This window comes from Mesorhizobium sp. (assembly GCF_004962245.1).
Taxonomy (GTDB): domain Bacteria; phylum Pseudomonadota; class Alphaproteobacteria; order Rhizobiales; family Rhizobiaceae; genus Mesorhizobium.
Window position 1 is genome coordinate 110652 of sequence record NZ_SUHQ01000015.1, and the last position, 23299, is coordinate 133950.

Here is a 23299-nt window from a genome sequence, read left to right on the forward strand (position 1 = left end):
GTCTGGCAGGCCGAGTCCCGGCCAGAGTCGAAAGACCGATCCGGCCGCTTTGCCACAATGCTGCCCAACGTGCGAACGGCATTTAACGCTTGGCCGGCCATATTTTGCCGGCGGGCTGAAATCGAGGCCCATTGAGGATTGACAGGATGAGCAAGGCCGCTGGAACGGCGTTGGTGACGGGTGGGGGAAAGCGGATCGGCAAGGCGATCGTCGAGGATCTTGCCGCGAACGGTTTTGCTGTCGCTATCCATTGCAACCGCTCGCAGGCTGAGGCGGAAGCGTTGGCCGCGCGGATCAACGGCGGCCATTTTGGCAAGGATGGCCGCGCCGCTGTGGTCGCCGCCGACCTGACCGACATGGCCGCGGTCGGCGACCTGGTCGGCCGCGCCCAGGCCGCGCTCGGACCAGTTACACTGTTGGTCAACAACGCCTCGCTGTTCGTGGACGATACGGTTCAGGACTTCGACTGGCTTGCCTGGGACAGTCACTTCGCCGTCCATGTGAAGGCGCCGGCGCTTTTGGCGCAAGAATTCGCCCGCGCGCTGCCGGAAGGCCGGGAAGGGCTGATCGTCAATATGATCGACCAGCGTGTCTGGCGGCCGACGCCACGCTATTTCTCCTATGCGCTGTCGAAATCGACATTGTGGACGCAGACGCAGATGATGGCGCAGGCGCTGGGGCCCCATATTCGCGTCAACGCCATTGGTCCCGGGCCGACACTGAAGAGCGCGCGCCAGGACGACAGCGATTTTGCCGCGCAGGTCGGCGGCCTGATCCTGAAGCGCGGCCCGGAATTGCCTGAATTCGGCGCCACCATTCGCTATCTCTGGGGCGCGCGCTCGGTCACCGGCCAGATGATTGCGCTCGACGGCGGCCAGCACCTTGCATGGCAGACGCCGGATGTGACAGGCATGATGGAATGAGTTCCATGGACCAGAAACACAAACGAGGCGGCGCCGCCGACGACCTGCCCCCCGATATCGACCTCGAGGATGAGGCGGCCGACGAGATCGTCGAACCTTCAGTTCCCGGTCCCAGTGGCCCTGACGTGGCCTTTACGGCCATCGACTGGACGCCGCATGCCGGTGATGCCGACGGCATGGTCGGCGCCGAAGTCATCCAGACGCTGGTCAAGCGGCTGCCCAACGCGCCCGGCGTCTACCGCATGATGAATGCCGCCGGCGACGTGCTCTATGTCGGCAAGGCGCGCAGCCTGAAGAAGCGCGTGACCAACTACGCGCAAGGCCGTTTCCACACCAGCCGCATCGGCCGCATGGTGCGCGAGACGGCGACGATGGAATTCGTCGTCACCCGCACCGAGATCGAAGCGCTGTTGCTGGAAGCCAACCTTATCAAGCGCTTGCGGCCGCGATTCAATGTGCTGATGCGGGACGACAAGTCGTTCCCCTATATCCTGCTGACCGGCGACCATGTCTCGCCCGGCATCTACAAGCATCGCGGCGCGCGCTCGCGCAAGGGCGACTATTTCGGCCCCTTCGCCTCGGCCGGCGCCGTCGGCCGCACCATCAATTCGCTGCAGCGCGCCTTCCTGCTCAGGAGCTGCACCAACTCCTTCTACGAGAACCGCACCCGGCCTTGCCTGCTGTTCCAGATCAAGCGCTGCGCCGGGCCGTGCACCGGCGAAATCTCGCATGGCGACTATGCCGAGCTGGTCGCCGAGGCGAAGGATTTCCTCTCCGGCCGCAGTCAGAAGGTGAAGACGGAGATCTCCGCCGCCATGCAGCAGGCGTCGGAAAACCTCGATTTCGAGCGGGCCGCCATCTATCGCGACCGGCTGGCGGCGCTGTCTCATGTGCAGAGCCACCAGGGCATCAACCCGCAGACAGTCGACGAGGCCGATGTCTTCGCCATCCACCAGGAAGGCGGCCAGGTTTGCATCCAGGTGTTCTTCTTCCGCACCGGCCAGAACTGGGGCAACCGCGCCTATTTCCCCAAGGCCGATCCGGCGCTGGAGGGATCGGAAGTGCTGGGCTCGTTCCTGGCGCAGTTCTATGACGACAAGCCGACGCCGCGCGCCATCCTGTTGTCGCATGGCGTCGAGGACCAGGAATTGCTGGCGGAGGCTCTCTCCACCCGCGCGGGCCGCAAGGTGTCGATCTCGGTGCCGCAGCGCGGCGAGAAGAAGGACCTGACCGACAACGCACTTCAGAATGCCCGCGAAGCGCTCGGCCGCCGGCTGGCCGAGACCTCGACGCAAGGGCGGCTGCTCGCCGGTTTTGCCGAGACCTTCGGCCTGAAAAAACCGCCGGTGCGCATCGAGGTCTACGACAACTCCCACATCATGGGCACCAACGCCGTCGGCGCCATGGTTGTCGCCGGGCCGGAAGGTTTCGTGAAGAACCAGTACCGGAAATTCAACATCCGCTCGACGGAGATCACGCCGGGAGACGATTTCGGCATGATGCGCGAGGTGATGGAGCGGCGTTTTTCGCGGCTGCTGAAGGAACATGGCGATGTGCCGCAAAGTGGAGAGCTGGCGGACGACCCGACCCCGACCGAACAGGGCGACGACATCGAGGACACCGGCAGCTTCCCGGCCTGGCCAGACGTCATCCTCATCGACGGCGGCCAGGGCCAGATGACGGCGGTGCGCAAGATCCTCGCCGATCTCGGCATCGAGGACCGTGTGGTGGCGATCGGCATCGCCAAGGGCCAGGATCGCGACGCCGGCCGCGAACGCTTTTTCGTGAGGGGTAGAGACTCGTTTTCGCTCCCCGTGCGTGACCCGGTGCTTTATTTCGTCCAGCGGCTGCGCGACGAGGTCCACCGCTTCGCCATTGGTTCGCACCGCGCCCGCCGCAAGAAGGAAATGGTCAAGAGCCCGCTTGATGAGATCGCCGGCATCGGCCCCGGCCGCAAGCGCGCGCTGCTCATGCATTTCGGCACCGCCAAGGCGGTCAGCCGCGCCGCGATCGAGGATTTGATGGTGGTCGACGGCATTTCGGAGCAGGTGGCAAAGCTGGTCTACAACCATTTTCACGAGAGCTGATGGATTCGGCTATTTTCGGTTGGTCCATCGACTATCGCCTGTTGACCCCCCACATTCGCTTCTGATTTGAGTACGCAGGCAGAGAGAGTTCCCAAAATATGGCCCAGCGCGCATTAAACCTGCCCAACATCCTCACCTACGCCCGCATTCTCGCGGTGCCGCTGGTTGTGCTGTGTTTTTTTCTCGAAGGGCATCTGAAGTCGAGCGACTTCGCCCGCTGGTCGGCGCTGGTCATTTTTCTGCTGGCCTCGATCACCGATTATTTCGACGGCTATCTGGCGCGCGCCTGGCAGCAGACCTCCAATATCGGCAAGATGCTCGATCCGATCGCCGACAAATTGCTGGTCGCCACGTGCCTGCTGCTGCTCGCCGCCGACACCGACCGCCATGCCGGCATCGCCGGTTGGTCGCTGTGGGCGGCGATCATCATCCTGTGCCGCGAAATCCTGGTTTCGGGCCTGCGCGAATATCTGGCGGCGCTGAAGGTCTCGGTGCCGGTGACGCAACTGGCAAAGTGGAAGACCACCATCCAGATGGTCGCCATCGCCTTCCTGCTCGCTGGCCCCGCCGGCGACAAGATATTCCCGCTGACCACGCAGACCGGGCTGGTGCTGTTGTGGATCGCCGCGTTGGTGACGCTCTACACCGGCTACGACTATTTCCGCGCCGGCCTCAAGCACATCATGGATGAGTGACATGGCAACGAGGCTCATTTATTTCGCCTGGGTGCGCGAGCGGATCGGCAAGCCGCAAGAGGATGTCGAGCTGCCCGCCGGCATCGAGACCGTGGCCGACCTGCTGCGCTGGCTGAAATCGCGCGGCGAGGAATACGACCACGCGCTGCAATATCCCGATGTGATCCGCGTCGCCATCAACCAGGAACATGTCGAGCATCGCGAAAAGATCGCCGGCGCCCGTGAGATCGCGTTGTTCCCGCCGATGACGGGTGGCTGAAATGCCGACCGCGGTGGTGCCGACGGTGCGCATCCAGGCGGAGGATTTCGATGTCGCCGCCGAGATCGCCAGGATGGCGCAAGGCCGCGCCGATATCGGCGCCGTGGTGACGTTCTCGGGCCTTTGCCGCGACGAGGCGGGCAGGCTCGCGGCACTCGAACTCGAACATTATCCCGGCATGGCGGAAGCCGAGATCGGCCGCATCGCCGCCGAGGCAATCGAGCGTTGGCCGCTGCAGGGGCTCACCGCCATCCATCGCCACGGCAGGCTCGTGCCCGGTGAGAACATCGTGCTGGTGGTCGCGGCCTCCGCGCACCGGCAAGCGGCGTTCGAGGCGGCGAACTTCCTGATGGATTATCTGAAATCGCGCGCGCCGTTCTGGAAGAAGGAGCACCATGCCGACGGCTCCGAGGGCGGCTGGGTCGACGCCAAGGAGGCCGACGACCAGGCCGCAAGCCGTTGGAAGCAGGCCGTGCCGAAACGAGATTGACGCTTCGCGTCACCGCCGGAGGGGTGGAAGCCATCAGCCCTTGTCGGTGCCAATCCAGTGATCGAGCGCAATCCGGCCTGGCCCCCACGCCATGATGCCAAGTGCCATCGCCGCCCAGGTGATGTGCAACGGCCAGCCGTCCGGCACGGTGAGCTGTATGACCAGTGTCATCAGCAGCATCCCGAATGCCGCCAGTCGTGTCGCCAGGCCGAGAACGAGGAGGATTGGCAGCAGGATCTCCGCCGACCCTGAGGCGAACGCCACCAGCCCAGGTGTGGGAAAATCGTAAGGTCCGCCGGGCAGATGCAGCTTGAACTCCGAGGTGAAAAGCAGCACGGCGACGTCGTTCAACTGCAGAAAGCCGTCCCATTTGTTGACGCCGGACCGCCAGAACGGGACGGCGAGCGCGCAGCGCAGGACAAGCTGCGTCAGCGATGGAGTGGCGATCGTGCGCAAAGCGGCATTCACCCTTTCGGCAAGGGCGGCGATCCCTCGCTGCCCGGTGCTCGCGTTCCGCCCATGGTTCGTCATGCTCACTCTTCCTGATGTGCCGCTATGAAGGCGCCCGCTTGCAGCATGCCGGCGATATTGGCGGAAAGGTCGAACTCGGCACGTTCTGCAAATGCTGCCGCGGCAGCCGCGCCGAGCGGCTCGCCCGCCATGAGACGATCCAGAAAAACCGCGCCCCCGGGCGGCAGGTGGCGAACGAAGACTTCGAGGCCGGGCCGCGTGACCAGTGCATCTTCGGGGCCGTTCGCCTCGATCCGCCCGACAGGACCGTCGCTCCGGTTTGCAGCGAAGATCGTCACGGCCGGATAGCGCGAGCGTATGGCCCGCGTTGCCGGATGCGGCACGAGCACGGTATCGGCCAGTCGTTCGGCCGGGATCGACGCCAGTGCTCCGGACGCCAGCGGTTCCGCGTCGGCGGCATGGTAGGCGTCGAGCCAGGCCCGTTCGATGCGCGCCACGTCGGCCAGCCAGGGCATCGACCGCGCGTATTCGTAGCGCCCGATGAAATCGGCAAAGTCGCGGCCGTATTCGAACAGAAGCGGCGAGGTGGGTGGTGTTTCGCGAACGTGAAAGCGCGCCATCGCGCGAAAGAAGTCCGGACCGGTGATGCGCAGCGTCGCCGGGAAACTGGCGGCCAGCGCATCGATCAGGCTGACCGTGACGTTGTTGCGGTAGACGGCATATCGCTTGACCGCAGCCTTCCCGTTCGGCCCCGAGACAGCGTCAGGCGGGGCACGATCAGGATCGAGCAGGCCGGCGGTGAACGCTGCGGCATAGTCAGACCGGCGGCCGGGATCGCCCGACTGGAGCTCATCCCGTGGCATGGGCTTTTCCGAACAAGCTGTCGGCATGACGGTCGAGGATCGCCTGGGCGGCGGCGGCCTCCGCCTTGAGCACCGGCCAGTCGGGAATGTCGCTGTCCCATTCGATCAGCGTCGGGAGCGGCCCGCATCGGCCGATGACGATATCGAAGAGCTTCCAGACCGCGTCGGCGACCGGGCCGTCATGGCTGTCGATCAGCAGCAGATCGCCTTCGTCATCCTCCTGCTCGGCATGCCCTGCCAGATGAATTTCGCCGACGTGGTCGAGCGGAAAATCCGCGAGGTAGGAAAGAGCTGAATAGCCGTGATTGGTGGCCGAAACGAAGACGTTGTTGACGTCGAGCAGCAAGCCGCAATCGGTGCGCCGCACCAGCGCGCGGATGAAATCCGTCTCGCCCATCGTCGATTCCGGGAAAAGGACGTAGGTCGAGGGGTTTTCGAGCAGGATCGGGCGGCCGATCACCTCCTGTACTTCGTCGATGTGATCCGCCACGCGCGAAACGGTTGCCGGCGTATAGGGCAGGGGCAGCAGGTCGTTGTAATAGGTGGTGTCGTGGGTCGACCAGGCGAGATGCTCGGACACGAGCGCAGGCTCATAGCGGTCGACGAGCGCCTTGAAACGACCGAGATGCGCTTTGTCGAGCGGCCGCGGTCCGCCGATCGACATGCACACCCCGTGCAGCGAAACGGGATAGTCGCGACGGATCTTGGTCAGCGCATCGTGCGGCGGGCCGCCGGCGCCCATGTAGTTTTCGGCGTGGACCTCGAAGAAGCCGCCCTTTGCGTCGTCGCCGAGGATCGCGTGCAGGTGTTCATGCTTGAAACTGATGCCGGCAAGGTCGGCGACGGGGTATGCCGGAAAGCGCGAGGTTTTCGACACGCGGGATGGTGGGGCCAGTCCGTTCATCTTCGCCTCCGCTTTCCGGGCAGGTTGCGTTGCTTACGAAGGGATGTCGCGGGTCAGTTCCGTGGGCGAGCCCTTGCGGTCGCCGGGCAGTTCCATCGTTGTGCAGGTGCCACCGTCGACAAATTTCCAAGCGTTGCCCTGGTAATCAACAGTCGATGTGCCTTGGCAGGTGGTGCCGGGTCCTGCAGCACAGTCGTTCTGTCCCTTCAGGGCGACGCCAAAGCACTTCTCCTTGCCGGCATCCATCGCCGCTTTGACCTCTGACTCCGACAGCGGCGCGGCCGTCGCGAAAGAAGCAAGAGCCGTGGCAACGGCGCCGGCCAGAAATGCCGCGCTTACGGTTGATCTTGTCGACATGATTCACCTCCGGTTGGGTTGTTGAGCGCGCCATTCCTCAAGCGCGCACTGGTCAGTTCGGTCCGGAGGTTCCCCGTGTTACATCCGATTGGGAACACGACTTCGTGATCGCTTCGGGCCTGGCTTGAGCAAAATGTGCCTGTCACGCCAGGCGGGCTGACGACAGGGCCGCAAACCGCTGGAGGGCATCGCCGTGCGAGCAGTCCGTGTGGGCGCCACGGAACCACCGCAATCCTGCGAGACCTTCCGGCTGGTTTGATGCGCGACCGGGAGCAGGATCATGCTGGACAGGATCGCCGAGTTCTTCATCTTCGGTGTCGTGCCGCTGGTCGTCGGTATGCTGACGGTGCCTGGGTTGTCCGTCGCTGCTGAGAAGACCCTGAAGGGCGAGGTGATGTATCGCGAGCGGATCGCGCTGCCGCCCGATGCCGTGCTTTCCGTGCAGCTTGCCGATGTCTCGTTGGCCGGCGCGCCGGCCGCCGTCATCGGCGAGCGCAAGGTGGCGCCGGCCGGCCAGGTGCCGATCAAGTTCGAGATCAGCTTCGATCCCCAGGTGATCCGGCCTGATATGACCTATGCGCTGCAGGCGCGCATCACCGTCGACGACAGGCTGTTGTTCGTCTCCGATACGCGCCATCAGGTCGATCCGCTGAGCGACGCACCGCAGACCATCATGCTGAAGATGGTGACGTCGAGCGAGAAACCGGCAGCGGCCCCGGTGCTCGGGCAGAGCTGGCTGGTCGAGTATATCGACGGCATTGGTGTGATCACCGAGCCGCAGGCGACGTTCAGGGTCAGCGAGGCCGGCAAGGCCGGCGGCAGCGGCCCTTGCAACGTCTACTTCGCCACCGCCAAAGTCGATGGTTCGACGATCGCCATCAGTGATATCGGCTCGACCTTCAAGGCCTGTGCGCCCGAGATCATGGCCGAGGAAAAGGCGCTGTTCGAGGCGCTGGCCAAGGCGGCGTCCTACCATGTCGACGCCGGCAAGCTCGTTATCGCCGACAAGGACGGCCGCGTCATCCTACGCTTCAACGCCGCGAGCTAGAACATGATGCAAACCCGGCTTCGGTTTTGAAAAGATCATGCGCAAACAAGAAGCCAGAACCTCATTCCGATTTAATCTGAATGGAAGGTGGTTTTGCAGCCTGCGACAGATGGCGCCTGCGCGGCCGTCAAATCGCATGCCGATCGCGCCGCTTTTTCAGCCGGAATAAATCGGGCGGAAGGAACGTTGTCCCCCTCATAGACGGCGGGCGAGGCAAACGGGGTATTTTCCTTGGAAAACATCCCTTCGTTGAAGCCGCCAGAATGGCTGCGGCTCGTTCTGGCCACTCAAGGGGAGTCCAGAGATGAAAACGCACGCACTTATCCTTGCTGCCACAGGCGCATCGCTCATTGCCTTTACCGGCCTTGCCAAGGCAGACGACCATCTGTTCGATGCCCTTCAGCATGGTCTCAGTCCTGATAGCCAGCCCCTCCAGACCAACAAGGCCGGTCATAGCGGCGATGTAGCGCCTGGTCAGGGCAGCCCGTTCACCGGCCATGATATGCAGACCCCGGCTACCGATACGGAAGCAGCTAACGACCATGCGAATGTAAAGGCTCGCGAGCCGAAGTGATCAGAACCCGAGGCGAGGGGTGGGCACCAGTCGGCCCGTGGAAGGCCGTTGACGAAAAAGCCGGCGAAACGCCGGCTTTTTGAGTCATGAAGCGGAGATCCGGGCCGTCGGCTCAGCCGACGATCTCGGTGTCCGAGAACCAGTATTTGATTTCCTGCGCGGCGGTCTCCGGCGCGTCGGAGCCGTGCACCGAATTCTCGCCGATCGACAGCGCATGCACCTTGCGGATGGTGCCTTCGGCGGCGTTGGCCGGGTTGGTGGCGCCCATCACGTCGCGGTTTTTGGCAATGGCGTTCTCGCCTTCCAGGACTTGCACGACGGTCGGGCCCGACGACATGGACTCGACCAGCTCGCCGAAGAACGGACGTTCCTTGTGCACGGCATAGAAGCCTTCGGCCTCGCGGCGGCTCATCCATACTCGGCGCGAGGCGATGACACGCAAGCCAGCATCTTCCAGCATCTTTGTGATGGCGCCGGTGAGATTGCGCCGGGTCGCGTCCGGCTTGATCATGGAAAAGGTGCGTTCGAGCGCCATGGGGTCGTCCTTGTGATGAAAGTGGAATTGAAGGTGGCGGGCTCTATACAAGCCGCCCGGCATGTTGCCAAGGGGAAGTGCTCGGTCAGCGCGTAATCACAGTCGACGGGCGCCGAAACTCCCAGCCCTCCCGTTCCAGTTCCGGCATGTTATGGTCCTCACAGGGATAACCGACGCAGAAATACCCGATCAGCGTCCACTCGGGCGGCGCGCCGAGGATCGTCGCCATCTCGACCGGATCCAGGATCGACACCCAGCCCATGCCTATTCCTTCGGCGCGCGCCGCCAGCCAAAAGGTGTGGATCGCCATCACCGCCGAATATTCGATGGTGGCGGGCATCGTCAGGCGGCCGAGCCCATGTCCCTGTTCTGTCGCGCGGTCGGCGAAAACCGCGAATTGACAAGGCGCCTCGTTCAGGCCGGCGAGCTTCAGGCGCGCATAGAGCGCGGCGCGTTCGCCGCCGAACGATGCGAGCGCCTCCGCATTGCAGCGCTCGAAGCAGGCCCTGATAGCGGCGCGGCACTCAGCACTCTCGACCATGACGAAACGCCAGGGCTGGCTGAGGCCGACCGAGGGTGCAATGCCGGCGAGGTTTATGAACCGCTCCAGCGCGCCTTCCGGAAGCGGCGTCGGCTTGAACCGCCTGACGTCCCGCCGCCACCGGAAGAGGTTGGCCAGCTCGGTACGAAAATCGTCCGGGAATTCCGGGCCTGACGTCATGGTGTCCTGCTGCCTTTGCTAAGGGAGTAAGGGGGTGGGGGAGTAGGGCAGTAGGGCAGTAGGTATGTGCGCCGCCGCGACTTCCTAACTTCCTTACTCCCTTACTCCCCTATGCGGCGGCGGCGGCAGCCGCCGCCACCTTGCGGCCGAGGCCGTCATGCAGGTCTAGGCAGCGCTCGAACCATTGCGCCACCAAATCACTGTCGTCGAGCAACCGGTAGGGCGAGGCGATGCGCGCCCATTGCAGAGCGCCGAAGACGATGTAGTCGGCAAACAGCGGTGATTGGCCGCCGATGAACGGCTGATAGGCGAGCGTCGAGCGCAACGGCTCCAGCGAGGCGCGGAAGGCGCCAAGGCCGGCGTCGCGCGCCGCCATCACCTCTTCCAGTTTCTTGCCGAAGCGCTGCTCGCGGTTCTGGCGGAAATAGGCGGCGTTCGCCTCGTCCTGCATGGCGTGGAGGTCCATGATCGCCACGGTGGTGACATAGGGGTGGATGGTCAGCTGCGACCAGCGTTCGATGAAGCGCGCCATCGCCTTGCCGCCGTCGCCGGAAAACAATGTCGGCCGCTCGGGATAGGCCTCGTCGAGATAGAGCGCGATGGCGAAGGAATCGGCGACCACCTTCTCGCCGTCGCGGATCACCGGAACGAGTTTCGAAACGCCACCTTCAACAGTGGGCACTTCGAGAAAACGCGTCGGCACGGTCGAGATGTCGAGCCCCTTGTGGGCGAGCGCCATCGCCGCCTTCCAGCAATGCGGGCTGAACGGGCGGGTGGCATCGCGTCCGACGAGGTCATAAAGCAGAATGGTCATTGGCGGCGGCTTCCTTGCGGTCTACTAGAGCGACGTGCGTCCGCTCGGACGCACAAAGTACGCTCTAGCACTTTTGAATCTAGCATCGTGCTTTTCCGAACCGAAGGTCAGTGCAGCAAAAATCGATACCGATTTTCGGGCCGATGCGGTAGGCACCCGAAACGGGGTCTCGCGGGTCGGGAGAAAAATATGAAACAGCACTTCATGATGTTTGCGGGCTACAATCAATGGGCCAATAGCCGCATCTACGAGGCCGCCGCCGATCTCGACGAGGAAGAATTCGATCGCAATGTCGGTGCTTTCTTCGGCTCGATGATGGGCACGCTCAACCATATCTTGACCGCCGATCGCATCTGGATGAGGCGCTTTACCGGCGAGGGCGACGCGCCGGCCAGGCTCGACACGATTCTGCACCGCGCCTTGCCGGGCTTGCGGCTGGCGCGCGAGGCCGAAGACAAAAGGATCATCGACTGGATAGGGAGCTTGAGCGAGAAGGCCTTGTCCGGCCGTTTCTCCTACATGACCGTCTCCGATATGCGTACCGTCTCGCAGCGGCTGGCGCCGGCGCTCGATCATTTCTTCAACCACCAGACCCATCACCGCGGCCAGGCGCACGCGATCCTGACCATTCTTGGCCGGCCTTCGGTGCCGCTCGACCTGACGCAGTTCCAGCGCAGCGAAGAGGGGCGCCCCTTCGCCTGATTTATCCGCGTCCTATCGTGATCGGATCGAAAGCAGGTTGGAAAACCCGTCGAAGATGAATGGCATCTTCGACGGTCATGGTCGCAAAGCGGCTTGGCCAGGCGTCAGGCGGCGTATCCGCCACGGCCCCGGGCGACCGGCTTGACCGAGGCCGCCGGCTGGGCCGAAGGCCAGAGAATGCCTGCCGTCATCGCGAAGGTGATCAGGGCATCGCGCGCCGCTTCGGGCGAGATTTCGCCGGCGCGTGCCGCCTCGCAGGCCTTCACGGCCGCGCCATAGCTCAGGCGCCGCCGGGATGGCGGGAACTCGGTCAGGAACTCATGCATGTCGAAGAGCGAAGCAAGCATGCGCTTATGGCCGGCGCCGACGGTTACGGCGACCGGGGTGAAGAACGTCGTGTCGTGCATTCTAGCCTCTCGAATTGGGCGGAGGTGACGGCGGACGCCGCTCTCCGATCTGAATCGGACGCCCAGAAACGCGGATTGCGGCATCAGGTTCCATGTTGCCGGGATTTGGTTTTCGCCACCAAGTTCCGTGGCATTGGCGCCGTGCCGAAAGAGGGCTATTTCCACATGTCGCGCATGCGGGCGCCAAGGTCGACGCGCACTTGCGGCTGGCGGCGCGGATCGTCCTTGGCCTGAACGCTGGCCCACGATGTCTGTTCGAAGGCGCCGAGGATCGAGGCCGGGATGAAACGGCTGCGCGAGGCATAGACATGGCGGTCGCCGCGCGCCGCCTGGCCGTGGACGAAAAAGCGCTGCGGCATGATCAGGTGCAGGCCGTCCTTGGCCCGCGTCATCGCCACGTAGAGCAGGCGGCGCTCTTCATCGATATCTTCCTTCGAGCCGACGCCGAGATCGATCGGGATGCAGCCGTCGACGGTGTTGAGCACGAAGACGTTCTTCCATTCCTGGCCCTTGGCCGAATGGATAGTCGACAGGATCAGATAGTCCTCGTCGCGATGCGGCGGCCCGGCCTCGTCGCTGGTCGCATCCGGTGGATCGAGCGTCAGCTCGGTGAGGAAACGCTCGCGCGAGGCATAGCCCGAGGCGATCTGTTCGAGCTGCAGAATATCGGCTCGGCGCGTCGTTGCGTCCTCGTGGATGCGCTCGAGATGCGGCTCGTACCACAGCCTGACCTGTTCGAGGTCAACAGGCCATTTTCCCGACCCGGTGCGAAGCTGCGAGAACAGCGCGACGAAATCCGGCCAGTCGTCGGCGGCGCGTTGCGGCGGCCGGTAGCGCGCCAAGCCCATCGCTTCGTCGAGCGACGTCGCCATGGTGTCGACGATCTGCGAAGCCGCCGAAGGGCCGATGCCGGGTAGAAGCTGCAGCACGCGAAAACCGGCGACACGGTCGCGCGGGTTTTCGGCGAAGCGCAGGATGGCCAGCACATCCTTGACATGGGCGGCGTCAAGGAACTTCAGCCCGCCGAACTTGACGAACGGGATGTTGCGGCGCGTCAGCTCGATCTCCAGCGGCCCGCTGTGGTGCGAGGCGCGAAACAGGACGGCCTGCGCCTTCAGCGCCGTGCCGGCCTCGCGCTCGGTCAGGATCGCCTGGCAGACGTAACTCGCCTGCTCGGCCTCGTCGCGGACGCTGACCAGCTTCGGCTTTTCCGCCGATTTGCGCTCCGACCAGAGGTTCTTGGTGAAACGCTCCGAGGCCTCGCCGATCACCGCATTGGCGGCGGCCAGGATGGTCTCGGTCGAGCGGTAGTTGCGCTCCAGCATGACGATCTCGGCCGGCCGCGCGAACTGTTTGGGGAAGTCGAGGATGTTGCGGACTTCCGCCGCGCGAAACGAATAGATCGACTGCGCATCGTCGCCGACCACCGTCAGCCCGGATCCGTCCGGCTTGAGTGCCGTGAGGATCGAGGCCTGCAGCCGGTTGGTGTCCTGGTATTCGTCGACCAGCACATGGTCGAAGCGTCCACCCAGATGCGCTGATATCTCCGGCTCGCCGGCCATCTGCACCCAATAGAGCAGCAGGTCGTCGTAATCGAGCACGTTCTGCGCATGCTTGGCCTCGACATATCGGGCGAACAGCGCCTTAAGCTGTTCTGCCCAGCCGGCGCACCAGGGAAACACCGAACCCAGAACCTCGCCGAGCGGCGCCTGCGCGTTGACGGCACGCGAATAGATCGCCAGGCAGGTGCCCTTGGTCGGAAAACGGCCTTCCGTCTTCGAGAAGCCGAGTTCGTGCCGGGCAAGGTTCATCAGGTCAGCCGAATCCTCGCGGTCATGGATGGTGAAGGCCGGATCGAGGCCGATCTCCAAAGCATAGTCGCGCAGCAGTGGAACGTGCCGGCCCAGCTCAGCGCGTCGGTGATGACGGAAGCGTCCCGGCCAAGCACCTCACCGGCGATGCGCTCGACCCGCTTGGTCATTTCCGATGCTGCGCGCCGCGAAAACGTCATCAAAAGGATGCGCCTGGGATCAGCGCCCTTGACGATCAGATGCGCGACGCGATGCGCCAGCGTGCTGGTCTTGCCGGAACCGGCGCCGGCGATCACCAGCAGCGGGCCGGCAACCTTGCCGTCGCCATGCTCGACGGCAAGGCACTGCTCGGCATTCAGCTTTGCAAGATAGGCAGGCCGGAAGGTCGAATCACGGGCAGCGAGGTTCATTGCCCATCAAGCATCGTTTCTGCTTTGTTCGCAACGGTTTCGACGGGAGAGACGATTGATTTGTCCGACTGTTGGCGCACCAGCCGATGAACCCGGCCTAGCGCTGAGGCTCAACACCCATCGCCGCCGACTGCCGCCGCAGCGACTTACGATCGTCGGGTGGCGGCAGCTGCACTGGATCGAAGTCGTCGGGCACCTCGTCGATGATTTCCCTGGTTATGCGGTAGGCCACGTAGACGGCGGCCCCGGCTATGAGCAGACGGATCATGATTTTCTCCAATTGGTATGGAGGAACCGGACAGGCAGCGTTTTGTTCCCCGCTCATCAAAGGCCCCGAGCGAGGCCTGAGCGTGCAACCAAATCGGCACCGCCCCGTTTGCCCGATGACAGGAGGTTGCGATGAACAAGCTCTCAATCTTGCTGGCTTTAGCCGCAGCCTTGGCTGTGGCGGCTTGCGACAACAATATCCCGCCGACGAAGGCCCCTGGCACGGCCGATCAAAACCCGCAGGTCAACCCTGCGCCGAACTCGACGTCAGGCGGTGATCAACCCGGCACGCCGCCGGCACAGTAAAGGAAAATGGCCGGCGCCGCTTGGGAGGAGAGCTATGACGCCGGCCAGGCGGGTATCAGGTCCGCCGCACACGTAGACATAGCTGAGTCTTCCCCTTGCGTCATGGTGCGATCGCGGAAGATGGCCGCCTTGCACGAGCAATCAACTGACAAATGCGCAATTTTCGGATGCGGGTAGTCGACGCGCGCCAGGCGCCGTCGTCGTTGCGCCGTCGCAGCAGCTTCCTGCCCAACCCGGCGTTGGCCTTCTGATCCGGCGATGCCGGCGATCCGCCGCCCGCCATTTTCATGCCTTATCAGGCCAACCGGCGCTCAAGGTCTTGCGAAGCGCTGATGTCCCGTGCAAAAGCGCGGCCATGCTGATCATCAACGACCTTTCGCTCCGCATGGCCGGACGCCTGCTTCTCGACCATGCCTCGCTGACCCTGCCGGCCGGCAGCAAGGCCGGGCTTGTCGGCCGCAACGGCACCGGCAAGACCACCTTGTTCAAGGCGATCACCGGCGATCTCGCCTCCGAGACCGGCTCGATCAGTTTGCCGAAGAACACACGCATCGGTCAGGTGGCGCAGGAGGCGCCCGGCACCGAGGAGCCGCTGATCGAGATCGTGCTCAAGGCCGATGTTGAACGGAATGCACTGCTCGAAGAGGAAAAGACGGCGACCGATCCGCACCGCATCGCCGACATCCATATGCGGCTGGCCGACATCGACGCCCATTCGGCCGAGTCGCGCGCCGCCACCATCCTTGCCGGCCTCGGCTTCGACGACGCCGCTCAGCGGCGGCCGGCCTCGTCCTTCTCCGGTGGCTGGCGCATGCGGGTGGCGCTGGCGGCGGTGCTGTTTGCAGAGCCCGATCTTCTGCTGCTCGACGAGCCGACCAACTATCTCGACCTCGAAGGCACGCTGTGGCTGGAAAACTACGTGTCGAAATATCCGCACACGGTGCTGCTGATCTCGCACGACCGCGACCTGCTCAACCGCGCCGTCAACTCGATCGTCCATCTCGACCAGAAGAAACTGACCTTCTGGCGCGGCGGCTACGACCAGTTCGAGCGTCAATACACCGAGCAGCGCGAACTGCAGGAGAAGGGCCGCGTCAAGCAGGAAGCCGCGCGCAAGCACATGGAGTCCTTCGTCGAACGCTTCCGCGCCAAAGCTTCCAAGGCGAGGCAGGCGCAGTCGCGCATCAAGGCGCTGGAAAAGATGAGGCCGATCGCGGCCATCGTCAACGACACGGTGCGGCCGTTCTCCTTTCCCGAGCCCGTGAAGACCGTGGCCTCGCCGATCATCGCGCTCAACAACGTCAATGTCGGCTATGTCGAGGGCGAGCCGATCCTGAAGAAGATGACGCTGCGCATCGATGCCGACGACCGCATCGCATTGCTTGGCGCCAATGGTAACGGCAAGTCGACCTTCGCCAAATTGCTGTCGGGCCGCCTAAAGCAGGAAACCGGCACCATGACGGTGGCGCCCGGCCTGAAGGTGGCGATCTTCGCCCAGCATCAGCTTGACGACCTCAGGCCGAACGAAAACGCTTATGAGCACGTCCGCCGGCTGATGCCTGAAGCGCCGGAATCGAAGGTGCGCGGCCGCGTCGCCCAGTTCGGCCTCACCACCGAGAAAATGAACACCGCCGCCAAGGACCTGTCCGGCGGCGAGAAGGCGCGCCTCTTGATGGGCCTGTCCGCCTTCGAGGGGCCGAACCTGTTCATCCTCGATGAGCCGACCAACCATCTCGACATCGACAGCCGCGAATCGCTGATCCATGCGCTGAACGAATTTCCCGGCGCCGTCATCCTGATCTCGCACGACCGCCATCTGCTCGAGGCGACGGCCGATCGGCTGTGGCTGGTCAAGGACGGCGCGGTCAACCCCTATGATGGCGACCTCGAGGACTACAAGACGCTGGTCACCGGCGTGTCCGGCGACCGCCGCGGCAAGCGCGAGGCGGAAAAGGCCTCAAAGGCCGACCGCCGCCGCGATGCGGCAGCGCGCCGAGCCGCCTTGGAGCCGCTGGCCAAGGAGATCCGCGCCACCGAAGCGCTGATGGACCGCATCCGCAAGCGCATCGACGGCATCGAGGATGAACTCGCCAATCCGGCGGTCTATGAAAAGGACCCGTCGACGGCGACACGGCTGGCCAAGGAGCGCTCGCAGCTTGCCCAGACACTGGCCGCCCACGAGGAAAAATGGCTGTCGATGTCGGCGGAATACGAGGAGGGCACGGCGGAGTAGTAGCGGCGCCCGCTGCCTTCTCCCACAGGGGAGAAGGCAGAGCGCCATCTGGCCCTACACGTCGCCGCCATAAACGACTAGTTTGCCCCCCATGAACCAGCACGCCAAGCTCAGAATCGGCCATTCGGCCTGTCCGCATGATTGCCCCTCGACCTGCGCGCTCGAGGTCGAGTTGCTTGACGATAAGCGCATTGGCCGCGTCCATGGCGCCAAGGCCAATACATACACGGCCGGCGTCATCTGCGCCAAGGTCGCCCGTTACGCCGACCGCGTCCATCATCCCGACCGCTTGCTGAAGCCACTGATCCGCGCCGGCGCCAAGGGCCAGGGCGCCTGGAAGGAAGCGAGCTGGGAGGCCGCACTCGACCTCGTCGCCGAAAAGTTCATCGCGGCGGAGGAAAAGTACGGCTCGGAGACGGTCTGGCCCTATTACTATGCCGGCACGATGGGGCTGGTGCAGCGCGACGGTATCGAGCGGCTGCGCCACGCGAAAAAGTACTCCGGCTTCTTCAGTTCGATCTGCACCAATCTGGCCTGGACCGGCTGGATGATGGGCGCCGGCGCGTTGCGTGGTCCCGACCCGCGCGAGATGGCCAAATCCGACTGCGTGGTGATCTGGGGCACCAATGCCGTGGTCACGCAGGTCAACGTCATGACCCACGCGGTCAAGGCGCGCAAGGAACGCGGCGCCAGGATCGTCGTCATCGACGTCTACGAGAACGCGACGATGAAGCAGGCCGATCTCGGCTTGGTGCTGAAGCCCGGCACCGACGGCGCGCTGGCCTGCGCGGTGATGCATGTGCTGTTCCGGGACGGCATGGCCGACCGCGCCTATCTCCAGAAATACACCGACGACCCGCACGGTCTGGAAGCGCATCTTCAGACGAGGACGCCGCAATGGGCGGCTGATATCACCGGGCTTTCGGTCGAGGAGATCGAGACCTTCGCCCACCTCGTCGGCACGACCAGGAAGACGTATTTCCGCCTCGGCTACGGCTTCTCGCGCCAGCGCAACGGCTCGGTCAACATGCATGCCGCGGCCTCGATCGCCGCGGTGACCGGCTGCTGGCAGTATGAGGGTGGCGGCGCCTTCCATTCCAATTCCGGCATTTTCAAGCTCTACCAGGAACTGCTGGAAGGCACGCGGATGCGTGACCCCGCGATCCGCCATCTCGACCATTCCCGCATCGGCCCGGTGCTGACAGGGGCTGAGGATGCGCTCTATGGCGGCCCGCCGGTGACGGCGCTGCTGATCCAGAACACCAATCCGGTCAATGTCGCGCCGGAGCAGCGGCTGGTGAAGCAGGGTTTTTTGCGCGACGACCTGTTTTCCTGCGTGCACGAGCAGTTCATGACCGACACCGCAAAACTCGCCGATGTCGTGCTGCCGGCGACGATGTTTTTGGAGCATGACGACATCTACAAGGGCGGCGGCAACCAGCACATAACGCTCGGTCCGAAGCTGATCGATCCGCCGGAAGGGCCGCGCAACAACCATTTCGTCATCGAGGAGCTGGGCAAGCGGCTCGGCGTTGGCGACAGGCCTGGCTTCGGCATGACCGAGCGGCAGCATATCGACATCATTTTAGGCAAGCGCGGGCTGGGCAGTTTTTCGAGCCTCAAGGACGAAAAATGGGTCGATTTGCAGCCGGATTTCGAGGCGGCGCATTTTATCAACGGATTCGGCCATGCGGACGGAAAATTCCGCTTCCGCGCCGATTGGACCGGGCAGGCGGCGCCCAACCGGCCGCCGAAAAGCATGGGCCTGTTCGGACCGGTGGCAAGCCTGCCGGAATTTCCCGATCACATCGACCTGATCGAGGTGGCGGACGAGGCGCATCCGTTCCGGCTGACCACCTCACCGGCGCGTAATTTCCTCAACTCGACTTTTTCGGAGACGCCGGTGTCGAAGGCCAAGGAGGGTCGGCCGGAACTGCTTTTGCATCCGGACGACGCGGCAGCTTATGGGCTGGCCAACGGCGACCGCGTCGAGATCGGCAATGTGCGCGGCGAAGTCATACTGCACGCAAGACTGTTCGACGGCATCAAGCGCGGCGTCGTGGTGGCCGAAGGCATCTGGCCGAACAGCGCCCACGAGCGCGGCGAGGGCATCAACGTCCTGACCGGCGCCGACGCCACCGCGCCGTATGGCGGCGCCGCATTCCACGACAACAAGGTCTGGCTGCGCGCGGCGAAGTGAAGCTTCGGAACGATATGTCCATTCAGCCGTTTTGCCTGGCGGGGTGGAGGCGGTCATGGCAGAAGCGTTGGTGGCCCCGGAGCCTATAGGAAGAACGCTCTCATCCGGCGAACTCGTCACCACGATGTCACACTTTCATCGCGCCGAGATTCTGCGCATGTCGGGATGGCGCGACCGTCTGGACCGAACAAGCAATTGGGCGATAACGGTCGTCGCGGCGATGTTGTCGGTCTCGCTTTCGACGGCCAGCGCGCATCACGGCGTGCTGCTGTTTGCCATGATGCTTGTCCTGTTGCTGCTGGGGATCGAGGCGCGGCGATATCGCTTCTTTGACTTTTACCGAGCCCGCGTGCGCCAGTTCGAACGGCACTATTTCGCGCAGATATTCTCGCCGCAGCCGGACTTCGCCTCCGACTGGCTGCTGATTGTCGGCGAAAGCCTGCGCGCTCCAAAATTCCTCATTTCGCGACGAGTGGCGCTGGCGCGCCGTCTGCGTCGAAACTACATCCACATGCTGCTGATCCTTCTGCTGGCCTGGATCCTGAAACTGTCGACCCCCAGTCTTCTGACTGAAGGTGCCCGCATCGGCTTCGCCGGTTCGGTGCGCGAGGCCGTTACCGGCGCTGCCCTGGGCCCCATTCCCGGCGTGGTCATCGTCGTGCTGGTCGCCGCCCTCTATGCCGGCCTGCTGGCCACGGCCTTCCTGGCTGCTGGCGACGACGGCGAACTCTCCTTTGGAGACGTGCACGTCTAGAGCGGCAACGCAACTTCCTGTCGCGCGTTGTTGGGCAAGCGCATTGGGCGAGGAGTTCCATGGCTTGGCAGACGTCGACACGTTCCATCGTCCTGGCGATGCTGTCTTGCGCGCTCGCCCTTGCAGCGGCAAGGGAGCTGGGCAGCGGAGACGCATGCCGGAACTACGGCATCGGGATGGGCGGCTCGGTCGAAGGCACCTTGGTCGCGGAAATCGTTCTCCTCCTGCTTGTCGGGCGTGGCCTGGGTGAGTGCATCCTGAAGGGCATGATCGACGCCGTCTCGCAGCTCGGCATAGGAAATCGAACCGATCGGTTCGTTTCTGTTGACGCATCGTGCAGGATAGGGTGAACGCTGGCTCGGACAATGCGCGCGCCCCGCAGCGGGCACATTTGCACAACAATTTGAAAACTATGCAAAAAAATGTGGCGAAGGAAGCCCTTTAGCGGATTTCAAGCACCCGATTCAGGGTGCGCGCGGAACATCTTCGTGAATGGAAATCGCGGCAGCGCCAACCCACTTCGAGGCGGTCCGAGCGACGCGAAATCCTCCCAAGGCACGCCACTTGACGGACAGAACACTGAAAATATGAAAATACTGGAGTACCTGAAATGACCAAGATTGCTCTTACCGCCGCCGCCATCCTCATTGCCACGGGCAGCGCTTTTGCCGGCAGCGACCACTATGGTTCGGACGGTGTCAACCAGCCGGCCGCGCCTGTTGCCACTGGCCAAGCCACCAGCGTCGACAACACGTTCACGGGTTCGATCCGCAAGCTGCTTCCGACAGAGCACAACGCCGTCAACACCGATGCGACGACGACCCAGTCCGGCACGGCCCAGTCCGTCGCGCCGCAATCTGGCCGGGGCAACTGGGGCCGCTAAATCCTCAAACTCCGGAACACAAAGAACGGCGGGCTTGGCCCGCCTTTCTTGCTTTGCGTATCAAGTCACTACCTAGCGCAGATCCTTCGGCCGAATGCAGTGCGTCAGCCGCGCATCGCCGAGGGCGAGCCGTGCCCAGTTGCCGTCGAAAACGAAGCGGGCAAGCGCGGCTGTCGGGAATTTTTCCTCAAGCCTTTCGAGTGCCGCGGCATCCGATCCGACGCCGGCAAGCCGGCGCGCGAATTCCTCCAGGCCGGGATTATGGCCGAGCACCAAAAGGCTGCTTGTTGCCGCATTTGCCTGCCGCACCTTGGCGAGAATATCTGCCGCGCCCGCCTCGTAAAGCGCCTGGACAAACTTGGCCGGCGTTTGCGCCGGCAATTCCGCCGAGACCAGCCGCCATGTGTCGCGGCTGCGCAGCGCCGGCGACACCAGCGCCAGGTCCGGCAGCCAGCCCTGCCTGGCCAGTTCGCGCCCGACCAGTGAAGCGGCCTTCAGTCCGCGCCCGGAAAGCGGCCGGTCGAAGTCAATAAGGTCAGGATCGTTCCAACTCGACTTGGCATGACGCAGAAGAAGCAACTGCCTCGTTGTCGCCATGCCAGCCTCCTCCTGCTCAGGGTGTGATGCGGGCCAGATGCTCGAGGTCGGTCTCCTCGCGCAGCGGATCGGGCGCCATGACCACGGAGGTGCTGTTGTCGGCGTCGTCGGCGAAGCGGGCAAGCACGGTGCGGCCGTCTTCCATTCGCGCCTTGCCCTCGGCGACCAGCCCGAGCGCCAGCGGATAAAGCCGGTGCTCGGCCTTCAGCACGCGGGCGGCGAGCGTGTCCTCATTGTCGCCGACCATCACCGGCACGGCGGCCTGGGCGATGATCGGGCCGTCATCCATATCCAGGGTGACGAAATGCACAGTGCAGCCATGGATACGCGTGCCGGCGCGCAGCGCGCGGGCATGGGTGTCGAGGCCCTTGAAGGCCGGCAGCAGGGCAGGGTGGATGTTGATCATCCGCCCCAGCCACTTCTCGACGAAACGCGCGCCAAGAATGCGCATGTAACCGGCCAGCGCCACGATCTCGGCGCCGAACGAGACAAGCGCCGCGTCGATCGCCCCGTCATGCGCTTCCTTGCTGGTGTAGTCCGACCGCGAAATCACCTTGGTGGCGATGCCGCGCGCCGCGGCGATGCCGAGACCGGCGGCATTGGCCCGGTCGGAAATGACGCCGACGATCTCGGCCGGATAGTCCGGGTTGCTGGCCGCGGCGATCAGCGCCGTCATGTTGGAGCCGCGTCCCGAAATCAGCACCACGGTGCGCTTGCGCATGCTCATAGGTCGATCGAGCCCCGATAGATGACGCCGGCGTCGCGGCGCGGCACGATACGGCCGATCGGCGTCACCGTTTCGCCGGCCTCCTGCAACACGGCGGCGACCTGCGCCGCCTGGCCGGAGGCGACGGCGAGGATCATGCCGACGCCGCAGTTGAAGGTGCGCATCATCTCTTGCGGCGCCACGCCGCCGGTCTTCGCCAGCCACGAGAACACCGGCGGCACTTCGATGGCGTCTAGGTCGAGCTCGGCGGAAAAATCCTTCGGCAGCACGCGCGGAATGTTCTCGGGGAAGCCGCCGCCGGTGATGTGGGCCAGCGCCTTGATGCCATGCGTGCCGCGGATCGCCTTGAGGATCGACTTGACGTAGATGCGGGTCGGCTCGAGCAGCGCCTCGGCCAATGTGGCCTCATCGTTGAAGGGCGCCGGATCGGTCCACGAAAGACCACTTGTCGCGACAATGCGGCGGACCAGCGAAAAGCCGTTCGAATGCAGGCCCGACGAGGCCAGCCCCAACAGCACGTCGCCCTCGACGATGTCGTCGGTCGGCAGCAACTGGCCGCGTTCGGCCGCGCCCACGGCGAAGCCTGCAAGGTCGTAGTCCTTGCCGTGATACATGCCGGGCATTTCCGCCGTCTCGCCGCCGATCAGCGCGCAGCCGGCCTGCCGGCAGCCCTCGGCGATGCCGCCGACGATCGAAGCACCCTGGTCGGGGTCGAGCTTGCCGGTGGCGAAATAGTCGAGGAAGAACAATGGTTCGGCGCCTTGCACGACGATGTCGTTGACGCACATGGCGACGAGGTCGATGCCGATCGTGTCGTGTTTGCCCGCATCGATGGCGATCTTCAGCTTGGTGCCGACGCCGTCATTGGCGGCGACCAGCACCGGGTCGGTGAAGCCGGCGGCCTTGAGGTCGAACACGCCGCCGAAGCCGCCGATCTCGCCATCGGCGCCCGGCCGGCGGGTCGCGCGCACCAGCGGCTTGATCTTCTCGACCATGAGGTTGCCGGCATCGATGTCGACACCCGCCTCGGCATAGGTGAGCCCGTTCTTGCGCTTGCCCATCACTCGTTCCTGCTTTCCGGGGCTCTTCGCATGAACCGCCGCGCCTCGCAAGGATAACGGCACGGGTGGTGGGCTTTTGCCCCTGATAAAAGCGCGGAGATGTTGGCGGGACAGAGGGTCACGCCAACCTTCGCCTTCTGCGCCGCTCCCACTTGCCGTCGCCACCCATCTCCATCATGTATCAGCAAAGCACAAAGCGA

Annotated in this window: 27 protein-coding genes and 1 pseudogene; 14 read left to right on the forward strand and 14 right to left on the reverse strand. The window is 64.1% G+C overall.

Annotation, left to right across the window (positions count from 1 at the left end):
- Nucleotides 1-146 precede the first annotated feature (146 nt).
- From E5X88_RS17600 to E5X88_RS17620, 5 genes are all read left to right on the forward strand, one after another.
- The gene (locus E5X88_RS17600) at nt 147-923 is read left to right on the forward strand and encodes an SDR family oxidoreductase (protein ID WP_292163481.1); all 777 of its coding nucleotides are present in this window, start codon (nt 147-149) and stop codon (nt 921-923) included.
- Complete coding sequence (gene uvrC, locus E5X88_RS17605; protein WP_292163482.1) at nt 920-3010, forward strand: excinuclease ABC subunit UvrC; 2091 nt, start codon at nt 920-922, stop codon at nt 3008-3010. The genes E5X88_RS17600 and uvrC overlap by 4 nt, the downstream gene beginning before the upstream one ends.
- Before the next feature lie 98 nt (nt 3011-3108).
- Entirely contained in the window at nt 3109-3705 is a 597-nt protein-coding gene (gene pgsA / locus E5X88_RS17610) for a CDP-diacylglycerol--glycerol-3-phosphate 3-phosphatidyltransferase (RefSeq protein WP_292163484.1), read from the forward strand.
- A gap of 1 nt (nt 3706) precedes the next feature.
- Complete coding sequence (gene moaD / locus E5X88_RS17615; protein ID WP_292163486.1) at nt 3707-3964, forward strand: molybdopterin converting factor subunit 1; 258 nt, start codon at nt 3707-3709, stop codon at nt 3962-3964.
- Between the two features lies 1 nt (nt 3965).
- The gene (locus tag E5X88_RS17620; RefSeq protein ID WP_292163487.1) at nt 3966-4454 is read left to right on the forward strand and encodes a molybdenum cofactor biosynthesis protein MoaE; all 489 of its coding nucleotides are present in this window, start codon (nt 3966-3968) and stop codon (nt 4452-4454) included.
- Between the two features lie 33 nt (nt 4455-4487).
- Here the strand turns inward: E5X88_RS17620 and E5X88_RS17625 are convergent, their stop codons facing one another.
- From E5X88_RS17625 to E5X88_RS17640, 4 genes are read right to left on the reverse strand one after another with little or no spacing between them, the layout of a single operon-like run.
- A complete protein-coding gene (locus E5X88_RS17625; protein WP_292163489.1) occupies nt 4488-4985 on the reverse strand; it encodes a DoxX family protein in 498 nt (165 codons plus the stop codon).
- 2 nt (nt 4986-4987) lie between these two features.
- Nucleotides 4988-5788 carry a DUF2063 domain-containing protein gene (locus E5X88_RS17630; RefSeq protein WP_292163490.1) on the reverse strand — a complete coding sequence of 267 codons (801 nt, stop codon included), beginning with the start codon at nt 5786-5788 and terminating at the stop codon, nt 4988-4990.
- Nucleotides 5775-6692: a DUF692 domain-containing protein gene (locus tag E5X88_RS17635; RefSeq protein ID WP_292163491.1), complete on the reverse strand. Its 918-nt coding sequence runs from the start codon at nt 6690-6692 to the stop codon at nt 5775-5777. The genes E5X88_RS17630 and E5X88_RS17635 overlap by 14 nt, the downstream gene beginning before the upstream one ends.
- 33 nt (nt 6693-6725) lie before the next feature.
- Nucleotides 6726-7049: a DUF2282 domain-containing protein gene (locus tag E5X88_RS17640; protein WP_292163492.1), complete on the reverse strand. Its 324-nt coding sequence runs from the start codon at nt 7047-7049 to the stop codon at nt 6726-6728.
- A 280-nt stretch (nt 7050-7329) separates the two neighbouring features.
- On the opposite strand from E5X88_RS17640, the gene E5X88_RS17645 reads away from it, so the two are divergent.
- Complete coding sequence (locus E5X88_RS17645) at nt 7330-8097, forward strand: YbaY family lipoprotein (protein WP_292163494.1); 768 nt, start codon at nt 7330-7332, stop codon at nt 8095-8097.
- Between the two features lie 71 nt (nt 8098-8168).
- Here E5X88_RS17645 and E5X88_RS17650 read toward each other — a convergent pair whose 3' ends face one another.
- Nucleotides 8169-8384, reverse strand: coding sequence for a hypothetical protein (locus E5X88_RS17650; protein WP_292163495.1), 216 nt, complete (start codon nt 8382-8384; stop codon nt 8169-8171).
- 17 nt (nt 8385-8401) lie between these two features.
- Here E5X88_RS17650 and E5X88_RS17655 point away from each other — a divergent pair, with 17 nt between their 5' ends.
- Complete coding sequence (locus E5X88_RS17655) at nt 8402-8671, forward strand: hypothetical protein (protein WP_292163496.1); 270 nt, start codon at nt 8402-8404, stop codon at nt 8669-8671.
- 112 nt (nt 8672-8783) lie between these two features.
- Here E5X88_RS17655 and ndk read toward each other — a convergent pair whose 3' ends face one another.
- The 3 genes from ndk to E5X88_RS17670 all read right to left on the reverse strand — a co-directional run bounded on the left by ndk (nt 8784) and on the right by E5X88_RS17670 (nt 10741).
- Complete coding sequence (gene ndk, locus E5X88_RS17660) at nt 8784-9206, reverse strand: nucleoside-diphosphate kinase (protein WP_126040693.1); 423 nt, start codon at nt 9204-9206, stop codon at nt 8784-8786.
- 85 nt (nt 9207-9291) lie between these two features.
- Complete coding sequence (gene bluB, locus E5X88_RS17665) at nt 9292-9927, reverse strand: 5,6-dimethylbenzimidazole synthase (RefSeq protein ID WP_292163497.1); 636 nt, start codon at nt 9925-9927, stop codon at nt 9292-9294.
- 109 nt (nt 9928-10036) lie between these two features.
- On the reverse strand, nt 10037-10741 hold the full coding sequence (locus E5X88_RS17670) for a glutathione S-transferase family protein (protein ID WP_292163499.1): 705 nt from the start codon (nt 10739-10741) through the stop codon (nt 10037-10039).
- Between the two features lie 189 nt (nt 10742-10930).
- On the opposite strand from E5X88_RS17670, the gene E5X88_RS17675 reads away from it, so the two are divergent.
- The gene (locus E5X88_RS17675) at nt 10931-11443 is read left to right on the forward strand and encodes a DinB family protein (RefSeq protein WP_292163500.1); all 513 of its coding nucleotides are present in this window, start codon (nt 10931-10933) and stop codon (nt 11441-11443) included.
- 104 nt (nt 11444-11547) lie between these two features.
- Here E5X88_RS17675 and E5X88_RS17680 read toward each other — a convergent pair whose 3' ends face one another.
- From E5X88_RS17680 to E5X88_RS17690, 3 genes and pseudogenes are all read right to left on the reverse strand, one after another.
- Nucleotides 11548-11850, reverse strand: a complete 303-nt coding sequence (locus tag E5X88_RS17680) for a DUF982 domain-containing protein (protein WP_292163501.1) — start codon at nt 11848-11850, stop codon at nt 11548-11550.
- 155 nt (nt 11851-12005) lie between these two features.
- Nucleotides 12006-14071: pseudogene (locus tag E5X88_RS17685) on the reverse strand (ATP-dependent helicase).
- A gap of 97 nt (nt 14072-14168) precedes the next feature.
- A complete protein-coding gene (locus tag E5X88_RS17690; protein WP_292163503.1) occupies nt 14169-14339 on the reverse strand; it encodes a hypothetical protein in 171 nt (56 codons plus the stop codon).
- Between the two features lie 131 nt (nt 14340-14470).
- Between E5X88_RS17690 and E5X88_RS17695 the strand changes: the two genes are divergently transcribed.
- From E5X88_RS17695 to E5X88_RS17720, 6 genes are all read left to right on the forward strand, one after another.
- The gene (locus E5X88_RS17695) at nt 14471-14644 is read left to right on the forward strand and encodes a hypothetical protein (protein WP_292163505.1); all 174 of its coding nucleotides are present in this window, start codon (nt 14471-14473) and stop codon (nt 14642-14644) included.
- A 355-nt stretch (nt 14645-14999) separates the two neighbouring features.
- Nucleotides 15000-16877, forward strand: a complete 1878-nt coding sequence (locus tag E5X88_RS17700) for an ABC-F family ATP-binding cassette domain-containing protein (protein WP_292163507.1) — start codon at nt 15000-15002, stop codon at nt 16875-16877.
- Nucleotides 16878-16968: 91 nt separating this feature from the next.
- The gene (locus E5X88_RS17705; protein WP_292163509.1) at nt 16969-19077 is read left to right on the forward strand and encodes a molybdopterin oxidoreductase family protein; all 2109 of its coding nucleotides are present in this window, start codon (nt 16969-16971) and stop codon (nt 19075-19077) included.
- Between the two features lie 55 nt (nt 19078-19132).
- A complete protein-coding gene (locus E5X88_RS17710) occupies nt 19133-19831 on the forward strand; it encodes a DUF2270 domain-containing protein (RefSeq protein WP_292163511.1) in 699 nt (232 codons plus the stop codon).
- 59 nt (nt 19832-19890) lie between these two features.
- Nucleotides 19891-20181, forward strand: a complete 291-nt coding sequence (locus E5X88_RS17715) for a hypothetical protein (protein WP_292163513.1) — start codon at nt 19891-19893, stop codon at nt 20179-20181.
- Nucleotides 20182-20441: 260 nt separating this feature from the next.
- Nucleotides 20442-20714, forward strand: coding sequence for a DUF680 domain-containing protein (locus E5X88_RS17720; protein WP_292163514.1), 273 nt, complete (start codon nt 20442-20444; stop codon nt 20712-20714).
- A 72-nt stretch (nt 20715-20786) separates the two neighbouring features.
- Here E5X88_RS17720 and E5X88_RS17725 read toward each other — a convergent pair whose 3' ends face one another.
- The 3 genes from E5X88_RS17725 to purM are packed head-to-tail and all read right to left on the reverse strand — an operon-like array spanning nt 20787 to nt 23099.
- Entirely contained in the window at nt 20787-21311 is a 525-nt protein-coding gene (locus tag E5X88_RS17725) for a histidine phosphatase family protein (RefSeq protein WP_292163515.1), read from the reverse strand.
- 16 nt (nt 21312-21327) lie between these two features.
- A complete protein-coding gene (gene purN / locus E5X88_RS17730) occupies nt 21328-22038 on the reverse strand; it encodes a phosphoribosylglycinamide formyltransferase (protein ID WP_292163517.1) in 711 nt (236 codons plus the stop codon).
- Nucleotides 22035-23099, reverse strand: coding sequence for a phosphoribosylformylglycinamidine cyclo-ligase (gene purM, locus E5X88_RS17735; RefSeq protein WP_292163519.1), 1065 nt, complete (start codon nt 23097-23099; stop codon nt 22035-22037). Before purM ends, purN begins: the two co-directional genes overlap by 4 nt.
- Nucleotides 23100-23299: the final 200 nt, after the last annotated feature.

Excerpts from the sequence above, each read along its gene's own strand:
- E5X88_RS17600 (WP_292163481.1), top strand. The coding sequence starts at position 147 with ATGAGCAAGGCCGCTGGAACGGCGTTGGTGACGGGTGGGGGAAAGCGG.
- uvrC (WP_292163482.1), top strand. The coding sequence starts at position 920 with ATGAGTTCCATGGACCAGAAACACAAACGAGGCGGCGCCGCCGACGAC.
- pgsA (WP_292163484.1), top strand. The coding sequence starts at position 3,109 with ATGGCCCAGCGCGCATTAAACCTGCCCAACATCCTCACCTACGCCCGC.
- moaD (WP_292163486.1), top strand. The coding sequence starts at position 3,707 with ATGGCAACGAGGCTCATTTATTTCGCCTGGGTGCGCGAGCGGATCGGC.
- E5X88_RS17620 (WP_292163487.1), top strand. The coding sequence starts at position 3,966 with ATGCCGACCGCGGTGGTGCCGACGGTGCGCATCCAGGCGGAGGATTTC.
- E5X88_RS17625 (WP_292163489.1), bottom strand. The coding sequence starts at position 4,985 with ATGACGAACCATGGGCGGAACGCGAGCACCGGGCAGCGAGGGATCGCC.
- E5X88_RS17630 (WP_292163490.1), bottom strand. The coding sequence starts at position 5,788 with ATGCCACGGGATGAGCTCCAGTCGGGCGATCCCGGCCGCCGGTCTGAC.
- E5X88_RS17635 (WP_292163491.1), bottom strand. The coding sequence starts at position 6,692 with ATGAACGGACTGGCCCCACCATCCCGCGTGTCGAAAACCTCGCGCTTT.
- E5X88_RS17640 (WP_292163492.1), bottom strand. The coding sequence starts at position 7,049 with ATGTCGACAAGATCAACCGTAAGCGCGGCATTTCTGGCCGGCGCCGTT.
- E5X88_RS17645 (WP_292163494.1), top strand. The coding sequence starts at position 7,330 with ATGCTGGACAGGATCGCCGAGTTCTTCATCTTCGGTGTCGTGCCGCTG.
- E5X88_RS17655 (WP_292163496.1), top strand. The coding sequence starts at position 8,402 with ATGAAAACGCACGCACTTATCCTTGCTGCCACAGGCGCATCGCTCATT.
- ndk (WP_126040693.1), bottom strand. The coding sequence starts at position 9,206 with ATGGCGCTCGAACGCACCTTTTCCATGATCAAGCCGGACGCGACCCGG.
- bluB (WP_292163497.1), bottom strand. The coding sequence starts at position 9,927 with ATGACGTCAGGCCCGGAATTCCCGGACGATTTTCGTACCGAGCTGGCC.
- E5X88_RS17670 (WP_292163499.1), bottom strand. The coding sequence starts at position 10,741 with ATGACCATTCTGCTTTATGACCTCGTCGGACGCGATGCCACCCGCCCG.
- E5X88_RS17675 (WP_292163500.1), top strand. The coding sequence starts at position 10,931 with ATGAAACAGCACTTCATGATGTTTGCGGGCTACAATCAATGGGCCAAT.
- E5X88_RS17680 (WP_292163501.1), bottom strand. The coding sequence starts at position 11,850 with ATGCACGACACGACGTTCTTCACCCCGGTCGCCGTAACCGTCGGCGCC.
- E5X88_RS17690 (WP_292163503.1), bottom strand. The coding sequence starts at position 14,339 with ATGATCCGTCTGCTCATAGCCGGGGCCGCCGTCTACGTGGCCTACCGC.
- E5X88_RS17695 (WP_292163505.1), top strand. The coding sequence starts at position 14,471 with ATGAACAAGCTCTCAATCTTGCTGGCTTTAGCCGCAGCCTTGGCTGTG.
- E5X88_RS17700 (WP_292163507.1), top strand. The coding sequence starts at position 15,000 with ATGCTGATCATCAACGACCTTTCGCTCCGCATGGCCGGACGCCTGCTT.
- E5X88_RS17705 (WP_292163509.1), top strand. The coding sequence starts at position 16,969 with ATGAACCAGCACGCCAAGCTCAGAATCGGCCATTCGGCCTGTCCGCAT.
- E5X88_RS17710 (WP_292163511.1), top strand. The coding sequence starts at position 19,133 with ATGGCAGAAGCGTTGGTGGCCCCGGAGCCTATAGGAAGAACGCTCTCA.
- E5X88_RS17715 (WP_292163513.1), top strand. The coding sequence starts at position 19,891 with ATGGCTTGGCAGACGTCGACACGTTCCATCGTCCTGGCGATGCTGTCT.
- E5X88_RS17720 (WP_292163514.1), top strand. The coding sequence starts at position 20,442 with ATGACCAAGATTGCTCTTACCGCCGCCGCCATCCTCATTGCCACGGGC.
- E5X88_RS17725 (WP_292163515.1), bottom strand. The coding sequence starts at position 21,311 with ATGGCGACAACGAGGCAGTTGCTTCTTCTGCGTCATGCCAAGTCGAGT.
- purN (WP_292163517.1), bottom strand. The coding sequence starts at position 22,038 with ATGAGCATGCGCAAGCGCACCGTGGTGCTGATTTCGGGACGCGGCTCC.
- purM (WP_292163519.1), bottom strand. The coding sequence starts at position 23,099 with ATGGGCAAGCGCAAGAACGGGCTCACCTATGCCGAGGCGGGTGTCGAC.